Source organism: Nonomuraea rosea (genome assembly GCF_039539705.1).
Classification (GTDB): Bacteria; Actinomycetota; Actinomycetes; order Streptosporangiales; family Streptosporangiaceae; genus Nonomuraea; species Nonomuraea rosea.
In genome coordinates this window covers 329,767-349,357 of the sequence record NZ_BAABDQ010000002.1, presented here as the reverse complement: position 1 = coordinate 349,357, position 19,591 = coordinate 329,767, and the positions used below count along the sequence as shown (strand labels likewise).

At 71.0% G+C, this 19,591-nt stretch carries 15 protein-coding genes; 9 read left to right on the top strand and 6 right to left on the bottom strand.

Annotation, left to right across the window (positions count from 1 at the left end; translation table 11 throughout):
* Nucleotides 1-5: 5 nt before the first annotated feature.
* Complete coding sequence (locus ABEA43_RS05550) at nt 6-2,855, bottom strand: beta-galactosidase (RefSeq protein ID WP_345559341.1); 2,850 nt, start codon at nt 2,853-2,855, stop codon at nt 6-8.
* Between the two features lie 254 nt (nt 2,856-3,109).
* Between ABEA43_RS05550 and ABEA43_RS05545 the strand changes: the two genes are divergently transcribed.
* The 6 genes from ABEA43_RS05545 to ABEA43_RS05520 are packed head-to-tail and all read left to right on the top strand — an operon-like array spanning nt 3,110 to nt 10,760.
* Nucleotides 3,110-4,429, top strand: a complete 1,320-nt coding sequence (locus ABEA43_RS05545) for an ROK family transcriptional regulator (RefSeq protein WP_345559339.1) — start codon at nt 3,110-3,112, stop codon at nt 4,427-4,429.
* Nucleotides 4,426-5,235 (top strand): ABC transporter permease, encoded by an 810-nt coding sequence (locus tag ABEA43_RS05540; protein WP_345559337.1) that lies wholly within the window; start codon nt 4,426-4,428, stop codon nt 5,233-5,235. Before ABEA43_RS05545 ends, ABEA43_RS05540 begins: the two co-directional genes overlap by 4 nt.
* Nucleotides 5,232-6,017, top strand: a complete 786-nt coding sequence (locus tag ABEA43_RS05535) for an ABC transporter ATP-binding protein (RefSeq protein ID WP_345559335.1) — start codon at nt 5,232-5,234, stop codon at nt 6,015-6,017. The genes ABEA43_RS05540 and ABEA43_RS05535 overlap by 4 nt, the downstream gene beginning before the upstream one ends.
* A 29-nt stretch (nt 6,018-6,046) precedes the next feature.
* Nucleotides 6,047-7,015, top strand: coding sequence for an aliphatic sulfonate ABC transporter substrate-binding protein (locus ABEA43_RS05530; protein ID WP_345559333.1), 969 nt, complete (start codon nt 6,047-6,049; stop codon nt 7,013-7,015).
* On the top strand, nt 7,012-8,481 hold the full coding sequence (locus ABEA43_RS05525; RefSeq protein WP_345559331.1) for a sulfatase family protein: 1,470 nt from the start codon (nt 7,012-7,014) through the stop codon (nt 8,479-8,481). Before ABEA43_RS05530 ends, ABEA43_RS05525 begins: the two co-directional genes overlap by 4 nt.
* Nucleotides 8,478-10,760: a glycoside hydrolase family 43 protein gene (locus ABEA43_RS05520; protein ID WP_345559329.1), complete on the top strand. Its 2,283-nt coding sequence runs from the start codon at nt 8,478-8,480 to the stop codon at nt 10,758-10,760. Before ABEA43_RS05525 ends, ABEA43_RS05520 begins: the two co-directional genes overlap by 4 nt.
* Nucleotides 10,761-10,762: 2 nt before the next feature.
* Here the strand turns inward: ABEA43_RS05520 and ABEA43_RS05515 are convergent, their stop codons facing one another.
* From ABEA43_RS05515 to ABEA43_RS05500, 4 genes are read right to left on the bottom strand one after another with little or no spacing between them, the layout of a single operon-like run.
* Nucleotides 10,763-11,569, bottom strand: a complete 807-nt coding sequence (locus ABEA43_RS05515) for an ABC transporter permease (protein WP_345559328.1) — start codon at nt 11,567-11,569, stop codon at nt 10,763-10,765.
* On the bottom strand, nt 11,566-12,399 hold the full coding sequence (locus ABEA43_RS05510; protein WP_345559326.1) for an ABC transporter permease: 834 nt from the start codon (nt 12,397-12,399) through the stop codon (nt 11,566-11,568). The genes ABEA43_RS05515 and ABEA43_RS05510 overlap by 4 nt, the downstream gene beginning before the upstream one ends.
* A complete protein-coding gene (locus tag ABEA43_RS05505) occupies nt 12,396-13,598 on the bottom strand; it encodes an ABC transporter substrate-binding protein (RefSeq protein ID WP_345559325.1) in 1,203 nt (400 codons plus the stop codon). Before ABEA43_RS05505 ends, ABEA43_RS05510 begins: the two co-directional genes overlap by 4 nt.
* Nucleotides 13,599-13,649: 51 nt before the next feature.
* Entirely contained in the window at nt 13,650-14,684 is a 1,035-nt protein-coding gene (locus ABEA43_RS05500; protein WP_345559323.1) for an ABC transporter ATP-binding protein, read from the bottom strand.
* Between the two features lie 83 nt (nt 14,685-14,767).
* Here ABEA43_RS05500 and ABEA43_RS05495 point away from each other — a divergent pair, with 83 nt between their 5' ends.
* From ABEA43_RS05495 to ABEA43_RS05485, 3 genes are all read left to right on the top strand, one after another.
* Entirely contained in the window at nt 14,768-15,499 is a 732-nt protein-coding gene (locus ABEA43_RS05495; protein WP_345559322.1) for a FadR/GntR family transcriptional regulator, read from the top strand.
* Between the two features lie 62 nt (nt 15,500-15,561).
* Nucleotides 15,562-16,272, top strand: a complete 711-nt coding sequence (locus ABEA43_RS05490) for a cache domain-containing protein (protein WP_345559320.1) — start codon at nt 15,562-15,564, stop codon at nt 16,270-16,272.
* Nucleotides 16,273-16,432: 160 nt separating this feature from the next.
* Complete coding sequence (locus tag ABEA43_RS05485) at nt 16,433-18,448, top strand: glycosyl hydrolase family 28-related protein (RefSeq protein ID WP_345559318.1); 2,016 nt, start codon at nt 16,433-16,435, stop codon at nt 18,446-18,448.
* Nucleotides 18,449-18,540: 92 nt separating this feature from the next.
* Here the strand turns inward: ABEA43_RS05485 and ABEA43_RS05480 are convergent, their stop codons facing one another.
* Complete coding sequence (locus ABEA43_RS05480) at nt 18,541-19,407, bottom strand: fumarylacetoacetate hydrolase family protein (protein WP_345559316.1); 867 nt, start codon at nt 19,405-19,407, stop codon at nt 18,541-18,543.
* Between the last annotated feature and the right edge of the window lie 184 nt (nt 19,408-19,591).

Below are 19,591 nucleotides of genomic sequence, written 5' to 3'. Positions count from 1 at the left end.
CTCCGTCAGGGGCCGCCCCGGACGCTGCCGTAGGCGAACAGGCTGAGCGGGCCGGGGCCCGCCACCGGCTGTTCGGCGGTGACCGCCAGTGCCAGGGTGTTGGTCCCGTGCTCGTCCAGCAACCCCGCCGGGAGCGAGAAGTCGCGCTGCGGGCCGATGTCGCCGCCGTACTGGCCGACGTTCCAGCCGTTGAGGAAGATCTGCACGCGGTACGCGGGTGACGGGTCGCCGCCGAAGCGGAGCCCGACGGGGATGTCGTGGCCCTTCGGGAGGTCGAGGCGGAACGAGGTCCGGTACCAGGTGACGCCTGGGGTGGCCGGGGCGGCGGTTTTCCAGGATTTATCGGGATATGACGGCAGGTGCCAGCCGGTGCGCTCGCCGTACAGGCCGCCGTTGTTGAGCGGGCCGCGTACCTTGTCGGCGCCGGCCGCGCCCTGGATCCGCCACGTGACGGGGGTCGCGCCGACCGTGCCTGCCACCGTGGCCGCGACCAGGCCGCGGGGCTGCTTGAAGCGCAGGTCGTCGGCGATCCAGTCGTCGTTGTGACCCATGTTCGCCACGAGGACGGCGAGCACATTGTCCGTTCCGGTCTTGAGCGTGCCGGCCGGGATGTCGAAGTGGCCGGGGCCAGGGTCGGGGTTCGGCGGGTTCGCCTGGTCGCCCGCGTCGGCCTCCACGCCGCCCGCCGCCGTGCCGAGGTAGCGGCCGTTCAGCCAGACCAGGTAGTTGCCGCGCAGGCCGGTGACGGCGTTGAGGTCGATCCTGGTCTCCGCGCCGGTGGCGGTGAAGTGGCCCCGGTACCAGACGTTGCCGTAGTGGTAGCCGTAGTCGTCGGCGTACAGGACGGGCAGGGTCTTGGGCGGGTGCGGGCTGTTGGTCGTGGTGTGGTCGGCGGCCGTCCAGCGGGAGTCGTCGAACCCGGGCGCGGCCTCGGGAGCCTCCGCACGGGATCGCCAGCCCGTCAGCGCGGGCAGTCCGGGCTGCTCGGCGGCGCGGGTGGCGCCCAGCAGCGAGCCGCTGGACGTCCTGGTGACACGTACGTCGTCCGCGCCGATCCGCAGGCGCCTGGCCGCGGGCGCCGCGAACACCTCCACGGACCCCGCCGCCGCCGTGTCGGCGGACAGGCGGAGGGTGTCGCCCTGGGCGGTGGCCGAGCGCACGAGCTCGGTGCCGCGAACCAGCACCGGCCCGAAGCCCGTCTCCGCCCGCCAGAACGTCGCCGCCGTCTCGTCCGTCCCGAGCAGGAGCAGCAGCGGGCGCCGCCCGCCACCCGTGACCAGCACCCGCGCCAGCCCGTCGTGGTCGTAGTCGAGGCGCAGGTCGTTCCCGCTGTACGCGGCCCGCACGGCCCCTTCGAGCACCTTGACCTCCGGCCGCGAGCCGTAGCGCAGGATCGTCGTGCCCGGCGAGCCCGCGGTGCCGTACAGGAGCGCCACGTCACGGCCGCCGATGAGAGCGTGCGTCATGATCTCGGAGCTGGACAGGACGAGACGCTGGCCGCCCAGGTCGTACCCGGCGACGAGGACGTGCGCGTCGCGGCCCCGCACCCGCACGGGCACCTGGTGGCGGCCGTCGGGGGCGGCCCAGTCGAGGGTGGCGTCGTCCGTGCTCGTCGCGGCCCTGTCGGCATGCTTGAGCAGGACGAACTGGGTCCCGGTGTCCGGGTTCGCGCGGGTTGTCGTGGTGAGCGCGGGGTTGCTCGGCGCGGCCGGGGACGTGGCCGCCGCGTCGGTCTTGGCCAGCGGCGCGACCGCCTCCAGGAAGTAGCCCTGACGCTTGAACTCGTCGTACTTGGGGGTGAGCAGCCGCGCCTCGGTGATCGCGGCGCCGTAGTCGTAGGAGGTGTAGACGTCGTTGGGCTGGGCGAGCCAGCCCCAGTTGGTGCCGCCGTAGCCCATGTAGTACGAGAACATCGTCGCCCCGGTCGTGACCAGGTTGTTCTTGTAGAAGTACTTCATGTACGCCGGTCCGGTCAGCTCACGGCATTTGTCGTACCCGGCGTTGCCCAGGTCGATCGCCCCGGCCTGGTACTCGGCGGCGAACACGGGGATGTCGTCGCGCAGCTTCTCGGTCAGCCCCTCGCCCCAGGGGCCCCAGGCGTCCGGGTTCGCGCACTCGAACGACTGCGGGTAGTCGTCCACGCCCGGGATCTGCACCGCGCCCGGACCCGTGGCCCAGGTCGAGCTCCAGCTCCCGGCGTCGCAGCAGTCGTTGGTGGTGATCGGCACGTCGATGCCGTCGGCCCTGGCCTGGTCCTGGATGTCCTGCATGTAGGCGGCGTCGGTGTTGACCTGGTACTCGTTCTCGGCGTTGTAGAGGATGACCGGGCCGCCCTGGGTGACCTGGTGCCTGGCGAGGATCGGGTTGATCCGGTGCAGCCACTCGCGGTAGGCGTCCTGGAATCCGGCCTCGCTGCTGCGCGCCCGGCCCGGCACGTTCTTCAGCCAGGCGGGGAAGCCGCCGCCGGTGGTCTCGGCGTTGATGTACGGTCCGGGCCTGGCGATCACGTACAGGCCGGCCTGCTGGGCGGTGCGCAGGAGGCGGTCCACGTCGCGCACGCCGGTGAAGTCGTACGCGCCGGGTGCGGGCGAGTGGTAGGCCCAGGAGAAGTAGAGGGAGACGGCGTTGAACCCGGCCGCCTTGAACTTCTCGAAGACGTCACGCCACAGCCGCTGGCTGGGCAGGCGGAAGTAGTGGAACTCGGCCGCCTGCAGGACGATGCGACGGCCGTCGACCTGCAGCGAGTACTTGTCGTAGGTGACCTGATGCGCGGCCCCGGTGCGGGCCGTCGCCGGCACGACCGTCAGAGCCGAGCCGAGCAGCATGACCAGGAACACCGAAAGCAAGCGCCTCATGGTCGCCTTCCAGGGGCAGCGAGGGTTGATCCGCAGCCTTTAATTTGGCGTCCATCCAAACAAAAGTCAACGCCCAATCCGCCCGCGCCCATCCCAGCCCGGCGCGGCACGCCAGCCCTGTTACGTGAACGTTACGAAGGTTCGCGGGCCGCCCCAAATCCCCATTTATGCTGCTCAGGGCCATAATTGGGGAGCTGGAATGTTTTTTTCCGGGTTATTGACGAAAAAGCCGGGTCGTCGGCAGACTCTGCCCTATGTCCCACCCTCGTGGCCCTCTGTCACAGCTCCGGCGCGGGCACGAAGAGCTCGTGCTGGAACTGCTGCGCAAGCACGGCCCGCTGAGCCGGGGCGAGCTGGGCAAGCACTGCGGGCTGTCCCGCACGACCCTGTACGACATCCTCGCCGAGCTCGTCTCCAGCGGCGCGGTCGTCGCGGCCTCCCAGCAGGACGGGCCGCGCGGGCGCGGCAGGCCGGCCGAGACCCTGACCCTCAACCCGGACGCCGGGCAGGCCATCGGCATCGACTTCGCCCGGCGCGGCCTGCACGTCGCGGCCGTGAACCTGGCGCACGAGATCGTCGGCACGGCGAGCGAGCCGCACGCCGCCGGCCTGCCGTGGGAGCAGCGGGCGGAGCTGGCCTGGCGGCTCGTCCGCACGCTCACCGGGGGCGGGCTGGAGCTCGGCGCGCTGAGCGCGATCGGCGTCGGCGTGGTCGGCCCGGTGGGCCCGCCACTGGACCCCGAAGCCGAAGCCGAAGCCCATGCCGAGAACGATCCCGCGAGCGGTCCCGAGGATGAGGTGCCGCATCCCGTGCAGTTGCTGCTGCGGGAGCGGTTCGGTGTCCCGGTCCTGCTGGACAACAACACCAGGCTCGCCGCGCTGGGCGAGTCCATCTGGGGCGCCGCCGCCGGCGGCCAGGACGTGCTGTACCTGCGCCTGTCCCACGGCGTCGGCGGCGGGCTGGTGGTCGGCGGGTCGCTGCACCGCGGCGCGTACGGGCTGTCGGGCGAGTTCGGCCACATCACGGTCGACCAGGACGGCGCGCCCTGCGACTGCGGCGGCACCGGCTGCTTGGAGACCGTGGCCTCGATCAGGGCCGTGCTGGAGTCCTACCGCGCCGCGGGCGGCCGGGCCGAGGACGTTCCCGAGCTGGTCAAGGCCACGAGGGCGGGCGACGCCCCGGCGCTGGCCGTGCTGGCGGAGGTCGGCGCGGCGATCGGCCACGTGCTCGCCGCCGTGTGCAACGCGATCGGCCCCAGCGTGATAGTGATCGGCGGCGAGCTGGCGGAGACCGGCGCCGCGCTGATCGAGCCCATAGAGCGGGCACTCGGCGCCCAGGTCATGCCGGTCTCCAGACATCGCGTGAGCCTGCGCCGCGCCACACTCGGCGAGGTCGCGGGCGCCCTCGGCGGCATCGCCCTGGTGCTGCACGAATCCCCGCTGCTTTCGCGCTACCCGGCCGGGCCCGATCTGGCCCCCGGCCTTCTGAGGCAAGAGGACCCCATGAACCAATCGAGGCACGTGACCGCACGCGGTGCGGCCACCGATGGACGCACGGCGAAGGAGGGCTCATGACGGAGCTCGCCGCGCTGAGCAAGTCGCCGGCGGCCCCGGCCGCGCGGCGCGGTCCGAGGCGCTCGCCACGCGCGATCGCGCTCAACCTGGCCGCGGTCGCCATCGGCCTCGCCGTGTGGACGCTGCTGGCCACGGTCGGCGTGCAGGGCCTGCCCAACCCGCTGCAGGTCGCGGTCAAGGCGGGCGAGCTGATCGCCGACGGCACGCTGCTCGGGGACGCGCTGGCCAGCCTGCGCAGGGTGCTGTCCGGCTTCCTGCTCGGCACCCTGCTGGCGATCCCGATCGGCTTCCTGATGGGCTGGTACACCACCGCCCGCGGCCTGCTGGAGCCGTACGTCCAGTTCTTCAGGACCATCCCCCCGCTGGCGATCATCCCGCTGGCGATCGTGCTCATGGGCATCGGCGAGGTGCCGAAGGTCTTCGTCATCTTCCTGGCCTCGTTCCTGTCCAGCGTGGTGGCGACGTTCCAGGGCGTGGTGGACGTGGACAAGACGCTGATCAACGCCGCCCGCGTGCTCGGCGCGTCCGACCGGACCATCTTCCTCAAGGTCGTGGTGCCGGCGTCCACACCGTTCATCCTGGTCGGGATGCGGGTCGGGCTCGGCTCGGCCTGGGGCACGCTGGTCGCGGCCGAGCTGATCGCCGCCCAGGAGGGTCTGGGCTTCCGGATGCAGCAGGCCCAGCTCTACTACGACCTGTCCACGATCTTCGTGGGCCTGATCGCCATCGGCGTGCTCGGCCTGCTGATGGACCGGCTGCTGCTGCTGGCCGAGCGACGTCTCACCGACTGGCAGGAGCGCCGATGAACAACAAGATCTCGTTCAGGGACGTGGTCAAGACGTACCCGATGAAGGACGGCGTCGTCTTCACCGCCCTCGACCACGTGTCGCTGGACATCGCCGACCGCGAGTTCGTCACGGTCGTGGGCCCGTCGGGGTGCGGCAAGAGCACGCTGCTGAGCATGGCCGCCGGGCTGGTCACGGCGGACTCCGGCGAGGTGCTGGTGGACGGCGTGCCGGTCGCCGGGCCGGGGCCGGACCGCGGGGTGATCTTCCAGCAGTACGCGCTGTTCCCCTGGCTGACCGTGCGCAAGAACGTCGAGTTCGGGCTGAAGCTGACCGACCTGCCGGCGGACGAGCGCAGGCGGCGGGCCGAGCGGGCGATCGAGCTGGTGGGCCTGTCCGACTTCGCCGACGCGCTGCCCAAGACGCTGTCCGGCGGCATGAAGCAGCGCTGCGCCATCGCCCGCGCGTACGCGGTGAACCCGCAGGTCCTGCTCATGGACGAGCCCTTCGGCGCGCTGGACGCACTGACCAGGGTGCAGTTGCAGGACCAGCTGCTCGACACCTGGAGCCAGGAGCAGCGCACGGTCATGTTCATCACCCACGACGTGGACGAGGCCGTCTACCTGGCCAGGCGGGTGGTCGTGATGGCCGCCAGGCCCGGCCGCGTCCAGCAGATCATCGACGTGGACCTGCCCTACCCGAGGACCGAGGAGATGCGGCTGTCGCCCGAGTTCGGGCGGATCCGCAACGAGGTCTGGCACTCGGTCTACCACCAGGCTCCGGCCGTATCCGCGGCCTGGTAGCCGCACCTCCCAGAAAGGACTGATCCGCCATGCTTTCTCTTCGTCGCGCCCTGACGGCCGCCTCGGCGGTGAGCCTGATAGCACTCTCCGTGACGGCCTGCTCCGACGACGGCAACACGGTCAGGTTCGGCTACATCAGCGACTTCAACGGCGCGAGCCTGCTCGCGATCGCCGGCAAGCAGGGCCTGTGGGACAAGCAGGGCCTCACGCCGGACATCAAGGTCTTCACCAACGGCCCGCTGCAGATCCAGGCGCTCGGCGCGGGCGACCTCGACTTCGGCTACATCGGCCCCGGCGCCATGTGGCTGCCCGCCACCGGCAAGGCCAAGGTCGTCGCGATCAACACGCTCGCGTACGCCGACCGCGTCATCGGCAGGCCGGGCGTCAACACGATGCAGGACCTCAAGGGCAAGAAGGTCGGCGTCCCCGAGGGCACGTCCGGCGACATGGTGCTCAACCTGGCACTCAAGAAGGCCGGCATGACGGCCAAGGACATCCAGAAGGTGCCGATGGACCCGGCCACCGTCGTGTCGGCGTTCGCGGCGGGACAGATCGACGGCGCCGGCATCTGGTATCCGCTGATCGACACCATCAAGCAGAAGGTGCCCGGCACGGTCGAGGTGGCCAGCACCAAGGAGTTCCCGGACAACTCGTTCCCGACCGCCTTCGTGTCGGGCCCGCAGACGGACCAGGCGCTCACCGAGAAGGTGATCAAGGTGCTGCAGGAGGCGAACGACTGGCGGGCCGCGCACCCCGATGAGGCGATCACCGAGGCGGCCGCGCTGCTCAAGCTGGACGCGGCCAAGGTCAAGGCCGACGCGGCGAACGTCCAGACGATGACCACCGCCGACCTGGTCGCCAAGACGAAGGACGGGACGGTCGCCAAGTGGCTGAACAGCCTCGGTGACTTCTTCGTCGGCACCGGCCAGCTCAAGTCGCGGCCCGATCCGGCCACGTACTACACCGGCGACCTCTACACGAAGGCCGCGGCCAAGTGAACCTGCTCTTCCTCATGACCGACCAGCACCGCGTCGACACCCTGGGCTGCTACGGCAACCCGCACGTGGCCACGCCCAACCTGGACAGGCTGGCCGCCACGGGCACGCGGTTCGATCGGTTCTACACGCCGACGGCCATCTGCACGCCCGCGCGGGCCAGCCTGCTCACCGGGCAGGCTCCGTTCAGGCATCGGCTGCTGGCGAACTATGAGCGCAACGTCGGCTACCTGGAGGACCTGCGAGAGGACGCGTTCACCTTTCCCAGCGCGCTGCGGGAGCGCGACTACCAGCTCGGGCTGATCGGCAAGTGGCACGGCGGGACCAGCCGCAACGCCGCCTCCTACGGCTTCGACGGCCCCGACCTGCCCGGCTGGCACAACCCGGTCGATCATCCCGACTACCTGGCCTACCTGGCGGAGCGCGGGCTGCCGCCGTACCGGATCTCCGACCTGGTACGCGGCACCACGCCGAACGGCAACCCGGGCAACCTGCTCGCCGCGCGGCTGCACCAGCCGGTCGAGGCCACGTTCGAGCACTACCTGGCGACCAGGGCGATCGAGCACCTGGAGCGGTACGCGGCCGACGGCCGGCCGTTCTTCCTGGCCACGCACTTCTTCGGGCCGCACCTGCCGTACCTGCTGCCCGACGAGTACTTCGACATGTACGACCCGGACCTGGTCGAGCTGCCGCCGTCGATCGCGGAGACGTTCGAGGGCAAGCCGCCGGTGCAGCGCAACTACAGCGACCACTGGACGTTCGACACGATCCCGATCGAGGTCACCCGCAAGCTGATCGCGGTCTACTGGGGCTACGTCACGCTGATCGACCAGCAGATCGGGCGGATCCTCGACCGGCTGGACGAGCTGGGCCTGACCGATGAGACCTCGGTGTTCTTCACCGCCGACCACGGCGAGTTCACCGGGGCGCACCGGCTGCACGACAAGGGCCCCGCGATGTACGAGGACATCTACCGCATCCCCGGCATCGTCCGCATTCCTGGCGCGCAGCCGCAGGTCAGGAACGAGTTCGTGACGCTCACGGACTGCACGGCGACGATCCTGGAGCTGGCCGGCTGCGACACCAAGCCCGCGGTGGACAGCCGCAGCCTCGTGCCCCTCGTCCGCGGCGAGCACCCGGAGTGGCCAGGCGAGCTGCTGGCCGAGTTCCACGGCCACCACTTCCCCTACCCGCAGCGGATGATCCGCGACGACCGCTACAAGCTGGTCGTCAACCCGGAGTCCGTCAACGAGCTGTACGACCTGCACGCCGACCCGCACGAGCTGAGCAACCGCTACCCCCATCCGGAGCTGGCCCCCGTGCGCCGCCGCCTGATGCGCAGGCTGTACGACCTGCTGCGCGAGCGCGGCGACAACTTCTACCACTGGATGACCCCGATGTACGACATCGGCGCCTCCGACTACGACCCCACCCTGAGCGCTTTCGAGAAGGAGGGCACGCCCGGATGAAGATCCTCCTCGGGCTCACGGCCTTACTGTCCGGCCTGCTCACCGGCCCCGCGCAGGCCACCGCGGCTGCCACCGCGCCGACGTACGCGAACCCGGTGTCGGCGGGCGTGGTGGACACCTTCCCCGACCCCACGATGATCCGCGGCAAGGACGGGCTCTGGTACGCCTACGGCACCCAGAACCCGGTCTTCAACAGCACGGGCGAGGACGGCGAGCGCATCCTGCCCATCCTGCGCTCGGCGGACCTGACGCACTGGGAGTACGCGGGCGAGGTCTTCGCCCCGCAGACCCAGCCCGCCTGGCACAACGCGGCCCGGCTGTGGGCGCCGGACATCAGGTACGTCAACGGCAGGTACCACCTCTACTACTCGGTCTCCCCCAACGGCGGCGACCTCGGCCTGGCGACCGCGCCGACCCCGACCGGGCCGTGGACGGACGCGGGCGACGTGCTCCCGGCCGCGACCCAGGCCGGCTGCCCCACGGGGCACATCGACCAGGCCCAGTTCACCGACGTCGGCGGCGCCCACTACATGTACTGGGGCAGCTACGACGTCATCTGCGTGGCGCGGATGAACGCCGACGCCACCCGCATGGAGGGCACGGCCACGCAGGTCGCCAGGGGCCGCAGGATGGAGGGCGCGTACGTCGTCCGCCACGACGGCTTCTACTACCTGTTCTACTCCGACGCGGGTTGCTGCCAGGGCTCCTACAGCGGCTACCAGGTCAAGGCCGGCCGCGCCACCAGCCCGTTCGGCCCGTTCACGGACGACGAGGGCGTGGACCTGATGGACCTGACCAGCAAGGGGGCCATCGTCGCCGGCGCGAACGGCAACCGCTGGGCCGGTCCGGGACACAGCGCCTTCCAGACCGACCTGTCCGGCCAGGACTGGCTCGTCTACCACGCCATCTCCACCGCCGACCCGGACTTCCCGCCGATCGGCGGCGGGCGGCTGGCGGGCCTGAGCAAGCGCCCGCTGCTGATCGACCGGCTGGACTGGATCGACGGCTGGCCGGTGGTCCGCGCCGGAGCCGGCCCGTCGGAAGGCGCGCAGCCCGCCCCGGTCGCGGCCTTCGACGCCGGTGGCACGTTCAACGGGGGCTCGCTCACCGGCTGGCGGCCCGAGCGCGGCTGGTCGCTCAAGAACGACCAGGACGCCCGCGGGTACGCGAGCCACACCGGGAACACCACCGCCTACCTGGTCTCGGCGAAGAAGACCCCGGGGGCGAACGTGCGGGCGCAGGCGGACCTGCGGGTGACCGACGGCACGGCCGGACTGACCCTGGCCCACGTCAACCGGAACAACAACGTGGTGGCCCGGCTGGACGAGAGCCGCGGCGCCCTGGTCACCGACGTGCTGATCGGCGGCAGGAGCCGTGGCGAGAAGGTGACGGCGCTGCCGTCCGGGTTCGACTTCGGCGCCTGGCACACCGTGGTGGCCGAGCTGCGCGGCACCGAGCTGACCGTCCAGGTGAGCAGTGACCAGCTCGGCGACCCGATCGCCGAGCAGAGCCGCGCCCTTCCCCGGGCGGCGGCCAGGCCGGGCTCGGCCGGGGCGATCGCGCGCGGCACGGCCGACGCCGACAACGTGGGCGCGGCCAGGCTCTACACGCCGGTCGCCGAGCGGGTCCCCGAGCCGGCGCCGGGCGAGCTGCTGCCCGCCTACGGCGACGAGTTCGACGGCACCTCGGTCGGCTCGCCCTGGCAGTGGGTGCGCGGTCCGGCGGCCGGAGTCTCCGTGTCCGGCGGCGCCCTGTCCTGGCCGACCCAGAACGCCGAGCTCTTCCAGACCACCAACACCGCCTCGGTGCTGCTCCGGGACGCGCCGGACGGCGACTACACGGTGGAGGCCAAGCTGAAGTTCGCGCCGACGCAGGCCAGCCAGCAGGCCGGCATCCTGCTGTACGAGAACGACGACCGCTACTTCAAGATGGCGCACTCGGCGCTCCCGCTGTCCAGGGGCAACGGGGCCGTGCTGCAGATGAGCGAGTTCGGCAAGGAGGGCGAGCGGCCGACGACCACGCCGCCGACGGCGGTGTTCAACGCGCCGATGTTCGGCGGACCGGCGGCGGAGACGATGTGGCTGCGGCTGTCCTACCACCATGACGCCGCGAACGACGAGACCGAGGTGCGGGCGGCGACCAGCAGGGACGGGTCCCACTGGGTCCGGAACGGCGTGTGGACGCTGCCCGCGAAGGACAAGCTCAAGATCGGGCTGTTCTCGATGAACCGGGCGGGCGCGGTCGCCGAGTTCGACTACGTACGGACGTACAAGGACTGAGCTCAGTGGGTCCCCACGTCGGATGACAGGCGCTGGGCCAGGTAGATGGGCACCACGGAGGCCACGATCAGCGCGGCGGCCACCACGTTGACCACCGGCGCCTGGTTGGGCCTGAAGAGGTTCTCGAAGATCCAGATCGGCAGGGTCCGCACGCCGGCCCCTGCCGTGAAGGTCGTCACGATGATCTCGTCGAACGACAGCGCGAACGCCAGCAGCCCGCCCGCCAGCAGCGCCGAGCGCATCACCGGGAACGTCACCAGCCGGAACGTCGTGAACGGGTCCGCCCCGAGGTCCGCCGACGCCTCCTCCAGCGCGCCGCCCATGCGCCGCAGCCGCGCCAGCACGTTGTTGTAGACGGTCACCACGCAGAACGTGGCGTGCCCGACCACCACGGTGAACAGCCCGAGCCCCACCCCGAACGGCTCCAGCACGGTGCGGAAGGCGTTGTTCAGCGCGATCCCGGTCACGATGCCGGGCAGCGCGATGGGCAGGATGATCACCAGGGACACCGTGTCGCGCCCGAAGAAGCGGTAGCGCTGCACGGCGAAGGCCGCCATCGTGCCCAGCACCAGCGCGATCGCCGTCGCCCCGAGCCCGGCCTGCACCGAGGTCCACAGCGCGTCGCGCACCCCGGTCGAGTTCCACGCCACCGCCCACCAGCGCAGCGTCAGGCCCGACGGCGGCCAGGCGAAGGTGCGGTCGGCGTTGAAGGAGTTGAGCAGCACGACGAGCAGCGGCACGTAGATCACGCCCAGCCCCGCCACCAGGGCGAGGCGGAAGAGCAGCCGGGCGGTCCGCGAGAGGTTCACAGGCTCTCCAAAGCCCCGGTACGGCGCACCGCCGCCAGGTAGACCAGCATGATCAGGACGGGCACGGTGGCCACGGCCGCCGCGAAGGGCAGGTTGTTGGCCGCCCCGATGTTGTCGTAGACGACGTTCCCGATGAGCTGGCTGCGCCCGCCGACGATCTTGACGGCGATGTAGTCGCCCAGCGACAGCGAGAACGTGAAGATCGACCCCGCCACCACCGCGGGGAACGTCAGCGGCCACACGACCGTCCTGAACACCCGCCAGGCCCGCGCCCCGAGATCGCCCGCCGCCTCCAGCAGGGAGTCCGGCAGCCGTTCGAGCCCGGCGTAGATCGGCAGGATCATGTAGGGCAGCCACAGGTAGGCCAGCGTCAGGATCGTCGCCGTCACCCCGAACCCCCACCCGAGCAGCCCGCCCGACGACAGCATGACCCGCCACGCGTACGCCTTGACCAGGTACGACGCCCACAACGGCGTCAGCACCGCGATCACCAGCCAGCGCTGGGCGCGCGGCGAGGCCAGCTTGGCCATCGCGAACGCCATCGGGAAGGCCAGCGCCAGGTCGATCACCGTCACCGCGAGCGCCACGCCGAGCGAGCGCAGCGCGATCGTCCTGTAGACCTCGGTGGTGACGAGGTCCTGGAAGTTGGCCCAGGTGAACGTCCTGACCAGCTCGCCGGTGAAGGTGTCGACGCCGTAGAACGCGGTCAGGAACAGCGCCGCCAGCGCCCCGAGGTACGCGACCCCCAGCCAGGCCAGCGGCGCCGACAGCAGCAGCGACAGCCGGACCCCGGACCTGCGGTCCAGGAAGGCGGCCAGCGCCCTTCTCACCCCTTGATCTCCGTCCAGGCCCGCGTCCACTCGGAGTAGTCCTTGCACGTCACGCCGGCACGGCCGTCGAGACACTGGGCGATCGGCGTGGTCCAGTAGTGGACCTTGGAGAAGTACGCCTCGTCGGTGGCGTGGAACGTGTCGCAGTGCCTGGCGTCGGCGGTCTCCTCGCACGACTTGGCGTTCGCGGGCGCCTCGCCGAAGTACTCCGCCACCTGGGCGTTGGCCTTCGGGGAGATGATGTGGTCGAGCCACTTGTAGGCGCAGTTCGGGTGCGCGGCCTTGGCGGCCACCATCCAGGTGTCCGACCAGCCGGTCGCGCCCTCCTTCGGCAGCACGGCCTCCACCGGGGCCTTCTCGCTCTTGGCCACGTTGACGATGACCTGCCAGGTGGTGCCGACGACGGAGTCGCCGCTCTTGAACGCCTGGATCTCCTTGGTGTAGTCGGACCAGTACTCGCCGATGACCTGCTTCTGCTGCTTGAGCAGGTCCACGGCGGCCTGGAACTGCTTGTCGTCCAGCGCGTACGGGTTCTTGATGCCGAGGTCCGGCTTGGTCGCCATCAGGTAGACGGCGGCGTCGGCGATGTAGATCGGCGAGTCGTAGGCCGTCACCTTGCCCTTGTACGGCGAGGCCGGGTCGAACACCACGCTCCACGAGTCGGGGGCGGGCTTGACGGTGTCGGTGCGCCACATCAGCAGGTTGGCGCCGCGGCCGTGGGGGACGCCGTACGCGACGCCGTTCACGGAGTTCCACGGCTTGGTCTTCAGGCCGTCGAACACGTCGGTGTAGTTGGGGATCAGGCTGGTGTTGACCGGCGCGACCGTGCCCGCCGCGATCAGGCGCAGCGAGGCGTCGCCCGAGGCGGAGACCGCGTCGTACTCGCCGGTCCGCATGAGGGTGACCATCTCGTCGGAGGTTCCCGCGATCTTGGTGTTCACCTGGCAGCCGGTGGCCTGCTCGAACGGGGTGACCCAGTCGACCTTCGGGTCCGTGCTGCCGTCCTCCACGTAGCCGGCCCAGGCCACGAGGTTGACCTCGCCCTCCCCCGTGCCGACGCTCTGGAGTGCGTCGATCTTGGGCGGGACGAAGCCGGTCTGGCCCGGCGCGGGGGACGCGCCGCCGGGGGCGGGGCCGCCGCCGCAGGCGGTGACGAGTAAGAGGGCCGCCAGAGTGATCGCTGATCCGGTCGGTCGCATGTCCTTCCTCCTCCTGATCTCCTGATCGCAAAGTCGTGCCGTCCGAGCCGGCTAGGTGATCGCGAACTCGTGCCGCCGCTGCCACACGAGCCGGACCTTGGCGCCGCGCAGGCCCATCACGTCCATGGACGAGACCTGGAGGTTCTGCTGGAGCGCGATCAGCCGCCCGCCGGCGTCGAGATCGACGACGAACCTGGTGGCGGCGCCCGCGTACACGACCTCCGCGACCGTGCCGGCGGCGGCGTGCTCGTCCGGCCCGGCGGGCGCGGACTCGCCGAGCACGACGCGCAGCTTCTCCGGCCGGACGCTGAACGTGCCCGTCCTGCCGAGCACCTTCTCCGCGGCGGCGCCGGAGATGAGGTTCGAGGTGCCCACGAAGCCGGCCACGAACGCGGTCGCGGGCCGCTCGTAGACCTCGGCGGGCGTGCCGACCTGCTCGATCCTGCCCCGGTCGAACACCGCCACGCGGTCGCTCATCGTCAGCGCCTCCTCCTGGTCGTGCGTGACGAACAGGAACGTGATGCCGACCTCGCGCTGCAGCTCCTTCAGCTCGACCTGCATCTCCTCGCGCAGCTTGAGGTCGAGCGCGCCGAGCGGCTCGTCGAGCAGCAGCACGCGCGGGCGGTTGACCAGGGCGCGGGCGAGCGCGACGCGCTGCCGCTGGCCGCCGGAGAGCGCGCCGGGGCGCCTGCTCTCGAAGCCCTCCAGCCGCACCGAGCGCAGCGCGGCCAGGGCCCGCTCCCGCCGTCCTGCCCTGGGGACCCGCTTCACGCGCAGGCCGTATTCGACGTTGGCGAGCACGTTCATGTGCGGGAACAGCGCGTAGTCCTGGAAGACGGTGTTGACGTCGCGCTCGAAGGGGGCCAGCCGGGTCACGTCCCTGCCGCCCAGCTCGACGGTGCCCGCCGTGGGGGTCTCGAACCCGGCGATCATGCGCAGCACCGTGGTCTTGCCCGAGCCGGAGGGGCCCAGCATGGCGAAGAACTCGCCGTCGCGGACCTCCAGGTCGATGCCGTCGACGGCCGTGACAGGCCCGAAGTCCTTACGCAGCCCGCGTAACCCGACAGCCATCTGCTGCTCCGACATAACCGAAAACATATGATTTCAAATGTTTCACCACAAGAGTGGGTCCTGTAGCAATGTCGTTAACGGCGGGAGAGGTGGGGACGATGGCGGCGCGTGGCTCCCACCTGGCCGTGTTCGCACCCGTCGGGGGCGCGGGACGGGTGGACGCCGTCGTCCGCCGGCTCGCCGACGCCATCGCCCTGGGGCTGCTGGCCGACGGCGAGCAGCTGCCCAGCGAGGCCGAGCTGGCCGCGCTGCTGGGCGTCTCCACGGTCACGCTGCGGGAGGCGCTCATGGCGCTGCGCCAGCAGGGGCTGGTCGAGACGCGGCGCGGACGCGGCGGCGGCAGCTTCGTCCGCACGCCGCGCGAGCCGCCCGAGATCGGCGCGCGGCTGCGCGCGTTCGCCGTGGACGAGCTGCGCGACCTGGGCGACCACTACGCGGCCATCGCGGGCGCCGCCGCGCGGCTGGCGGCGCAGCGCGCGCTGCCGGGGGACGTCGCGCCGCTGTGGCGCTCGCTGGACGACATGGCGCGCGCCGACTCCACGGCCGCGATGCGCCGGCTGGACGGCCGCTTCCACGTCGAGATCGCCGCCGCGTCGCAGTCGGCGCGACTCACTCAGGAGGAGATCCGGTTACAGGCTGACATCGGGCCGTTGCTGTGGCTTCCTTACGGTGAGCCGGGCAGGCACGATGAGGCCACGGCTCAGCATCGCGCCATCGCCGAGGCCATCCGCCGCGGTGACCCCGGCCAGGCTCGTGACCTGGCCGAACGGCATGTGCTCGATGCGATCGAACGGCTGATCGAGCTGCGGCTGGGGCTGGCGGACGCCTGACCTGGCCGGGGCCCGGGGCGCGCCGGTCGTGGCGAGCACGACCACAGGCACGGAGGTGGACGATGCCCCAGCCCGCGACGCCCGGCACTGCCGTCACAGCGCCCGGCACCGCTCCCGTCATGGGGGCGGTCGCGCGTCTTCGCGAGACCGTGGAGGGCGTGTTCGCCGTGCTCGACGACGTCCGCGACCGCACCGCCGCCCTGGCCGGGACGTCCCTCACCAAGGCGGACCTGACGGCGCTGCGGCCCGCGCTGTTCGGCCACCTCGGCGGGCTCGTCGCGGGCGTCGGGTTCATCGCCGCACCGGGGCTGCTGATTGACGCGCCCTGGTATCTGGAGTGGTGGCAGGACGACCCGGCGGGCGCGCCGGTGCAGCTCCTGCGCGATCTCGACCCGGCCAGCAGCGCGTTCTACGACTACACGCACTGGGACTGGTACGCCGGGCCGCGGCAAGGCGCCGAGCGGACGATCTGCGGGCCGTACGTGGACTACCTGTGCACCGACGAGTACAGCCTGACCCTGTCGGTCCCGGTCACGGCGGGCGGCGCGTTCATCGGGGTGGCGGCGGCCGACGTCTTCGTGCGGCGCTTCGAGCAGGCGTCCGGGCCGGTGCTGCGCGGCATCCCCGTGCCCGCGTTCGTGATCAGCGCGGCCGGCCGGGTCGTGGCCTCGAACACGGCCAAGTGGATCGGCGGCTCGGTGTTCAGGGGCGAGGCGGGCTTCACCGTGCACCCCTGCGGCGACCTGCCCCTGTCCCTGGTCGCCGCGAGCTGACCACGCAAGGATCCGCAAGCCGTTTGCGTAGTTGAGCGCAAGAATTTGAGTGGGATCCGCAGGTTGTGAGCAAGAGAGCGAAAGTCCTTCACAGGTCCTTGTGGAACGGTGTGCGGGGGACCTAATGTCGCCTCACCCCCCAAGGAGAAACGAGCACCGGATGCCACCCACCCCTGCCCGAGCCCTGGCGGCTCTGACGACGGCCGCATTGACCCTCAGCATCGCGCTCACCGGCACGGGCGCGGCGGCCGCCACCGGTGCGGGGCCCGTCGTGACACGGGCCGCCCTCGGTCCGGCGCTCGTCGCGGGCCGCGGGGCCGCCGTGGACTTCGCGGAGCAGGAGGCGGAGAACGCCGTCACGAACGGCACGGTCATCGGCCCCGGCCGTACCGCGTACACGCTGCCCGCGGAGGCGTCGGGGCGCAGGGCGGTCAAGCTGGCCCCCGGGCAGCACGTGGAGTTCGCGCTGCCGAGCGCGGCCAACGCGATCACCGTGCGCTACAGCATCCCCGACGCGCCCGGCGGCGGCGGGATCACCGCGCCGCTCGACGTCACGGTCAACGGCCGGAGCCGGACGACCATGACGCTGACGTCGCAGTACTCGTGGCTGTACAACCAGTACCCGTTCTCCAACGACCCGGCCGCCGACCTGCTGCACCCCGACTGGTGGATCACCGAGTGCTCGTGCGTGCCCAGCGCCACGACGCCCGCGCCGGAGATCGCCAAGCCGTTCCGGCCGAGCCACTTCTACGACGAGCAGCGCCTGCTGCTCGGCCGCACGTACCGGGCGGGCGACAAGGTACGCCTGACGGCCCCGGCGCGCGGCGGCGCCGCGTGGACGGTCGTCGACCTGCTCGACACGCAGCTCGCCGGCCCGCCGCGGGTCGAGCTCGTGGCGGCCAATGTGCTGGCGTTCGGCGCGGACCCGTTCGGGCGGCGCGACTCGGCCGGGGCGTTCGACAAGGCGATCGCCTTCGCCCAGCGCAAGAGGCTCAAGGTGTACGTGCCGCCGGGGACGTACCAGGTGAACCGGCACATCGTCGTGGACGACGTGACGATCACCGGCGCGGGGAGCTGGTACACGATCATCAAGGGCCGCGAGGTCGCGCTCGACCCGCCGGCGCCCGACGGCTCCGTGCACACCGGCGTCGGCTTCTACGGCAAGGACGCGGCCGACGGCGGCAGCAGGAACGTGCACCTGTCCGGGTTCGCGATCGAGGGCGACGTACGCGAGCGGATCGACACCGACCAGGTGAACGGCATCGGCGGCGCGATGAGCGACTCGACCATCGACGGCCTGCACCTCCGCCACACCAAGGCGGGCATGTGGTTCGACGGCCCGATGACGAACCTCAAGCTCACGAACAACGTCATCGTCGACCAGATCGCCGACGCGATCAACTTCCACACCGGCGTGACCGGCTCGGTCGCCGCGAACAACTTCATCCGCAACTCCGGCGACGACGCCCTCGCCATGTGGTCGGAGAAGACGGCCAACACCGGGAACACGTTCGACCACAACACCGTGCAGTCACCCGTGCTGGCCAACGGCATCGCCGTCTACGGCGGCACCGACAACACGATCTCGAACAACCTCGTCGCCGACCCCGTCAGGGAGGGCAGCGCCATCCAGGTCGGCTCCCGCTTCGGCGCGGAGGCCTTCGCCGGGCGGCTGCGGATCGAGGGCAACACCACGGCGCGGTCCGGCACGTACGAGCTGAACTGGAACATCGGGCTCGGCGCCATCTGGTTCTACGCGCTGGAGAAGAGCATCGACGCCGACGTCCAGGCGACCGGCAACCACTTCCTCGACAACACCTACAACGCGATCATGCTGGTGAGCGAGTGGTCGGTGAAGGACCTGTACTCGATCACGAACGTGCACTTCAAGGACACCAGGGTGGACGGCACCGGCACCTCGGTGGTCAGCGCCCGGGTGAAGGGGTCGGCGACGTTCGAGAACGTGGACGCGCGCAACGTCGGCGCGGTCGGCGTCAACAACTGCGGGGCGTTCGGGTTCCCGTCCACCGGGTCCGAGTTCTCGCTCACGGACCTCGGCGGCAACGACGGGGGCGGCACCACCGGGCCCTGGCTCGCGCCGTGGGAGCTGCCCAACACCATCACCTGTGACGACCGCCCGCCGGTCGTCGCGCCCCCTGCGCCCGCGCCGTGGTGACGCCCGGCGCGGCTCGCCTCGGTCTCGTGAGGCCGTGACCTGGCCGGTCGCCCCAGGGTCCGGGGCGACCGGCCTTTCCGCACGATCCCGGGTCAGCGCATCGCGTCCAGGCCCTTGACCACGGTCGTCGTCAGCGTGCCGAGCTCCGCGATGCCGATCGCGACCGTGTCGCCGTCCTGAAGGGTGAACGGCAGATCGGGGACCAGGCACGTGCCCGTGGACAGCACCGCGCCGTCCGGGAAGGAGTCGGCGCGGTAGAGGTAGCCCGCCAGGTCGTCCAGGCGCCGGTTGAGCTGCGAGGTGGACGCCTTGCCGTCCCAGACCGTCTCCCCCGCCCTGGCGATGGTCAGGGTGATGTCGAGGGCGTAGGGGTCGGCGACCTCCCACGCGGGCCTGATCGCCGGGCCCACCGCGCACGCGCCCAGATAGATCTTGGCCTGCGGCAGGTACAGCGGGTTGACCCCTTCGATGGTGCGCGAGCTCACGTCGTCCACCACGGTGTAGCCGACGATCTCCCCGGCGGAGTTCAGCACCAGGCCGAGCTCCGGCTCCGGCACGTCGATCCCCGAGTCCGCGCGCACGGAGATGCGCCCGCCGTCGCCCGAGACCTTCCACGCCACCGACTTGAAGAACAGCTCGGGCCGTTCGGCGTCGTAGACCAGCTCGTACACGTCGGCGGCCCGCTCGCTCTCCAGCACGCGCGCCTCGCGCGAGCGCCGGTAGGTCACGCCCGCCGCCCACACCTCCATCAGCCCGTCCACCGGCGCCAGCCGCCGCACCGACGCGGAGGGGTGCGCCGGTCCGTCCGCCGCCGCGCACCGCTCGCGCAGCTCGTCCGACGACAGCCGCAGCAGCTCGCCCACGGTGGTGATCCCGGACAGCTCCACCACCTGCTCGCCGTCGTCGATCCCGACCGCGTCCGCATCGGTCAGGGGGCTCGTGAACCGTACGATCTGCATGCCTGCTCCTAGCTCCATCAGATGAGGGGCGTATGTCATCCGATGAAAGTCTCTCATGATGGACCTGCCAGGGAGTGAGACAGCGTTCTCTGCCTGCTCGACGCCACTACACCTCCGATGATCGAGCTGGATATTCCGGTGGCGGCGGAGGGCTGCGGCTTGATGTAATCGAAGCATCACACTG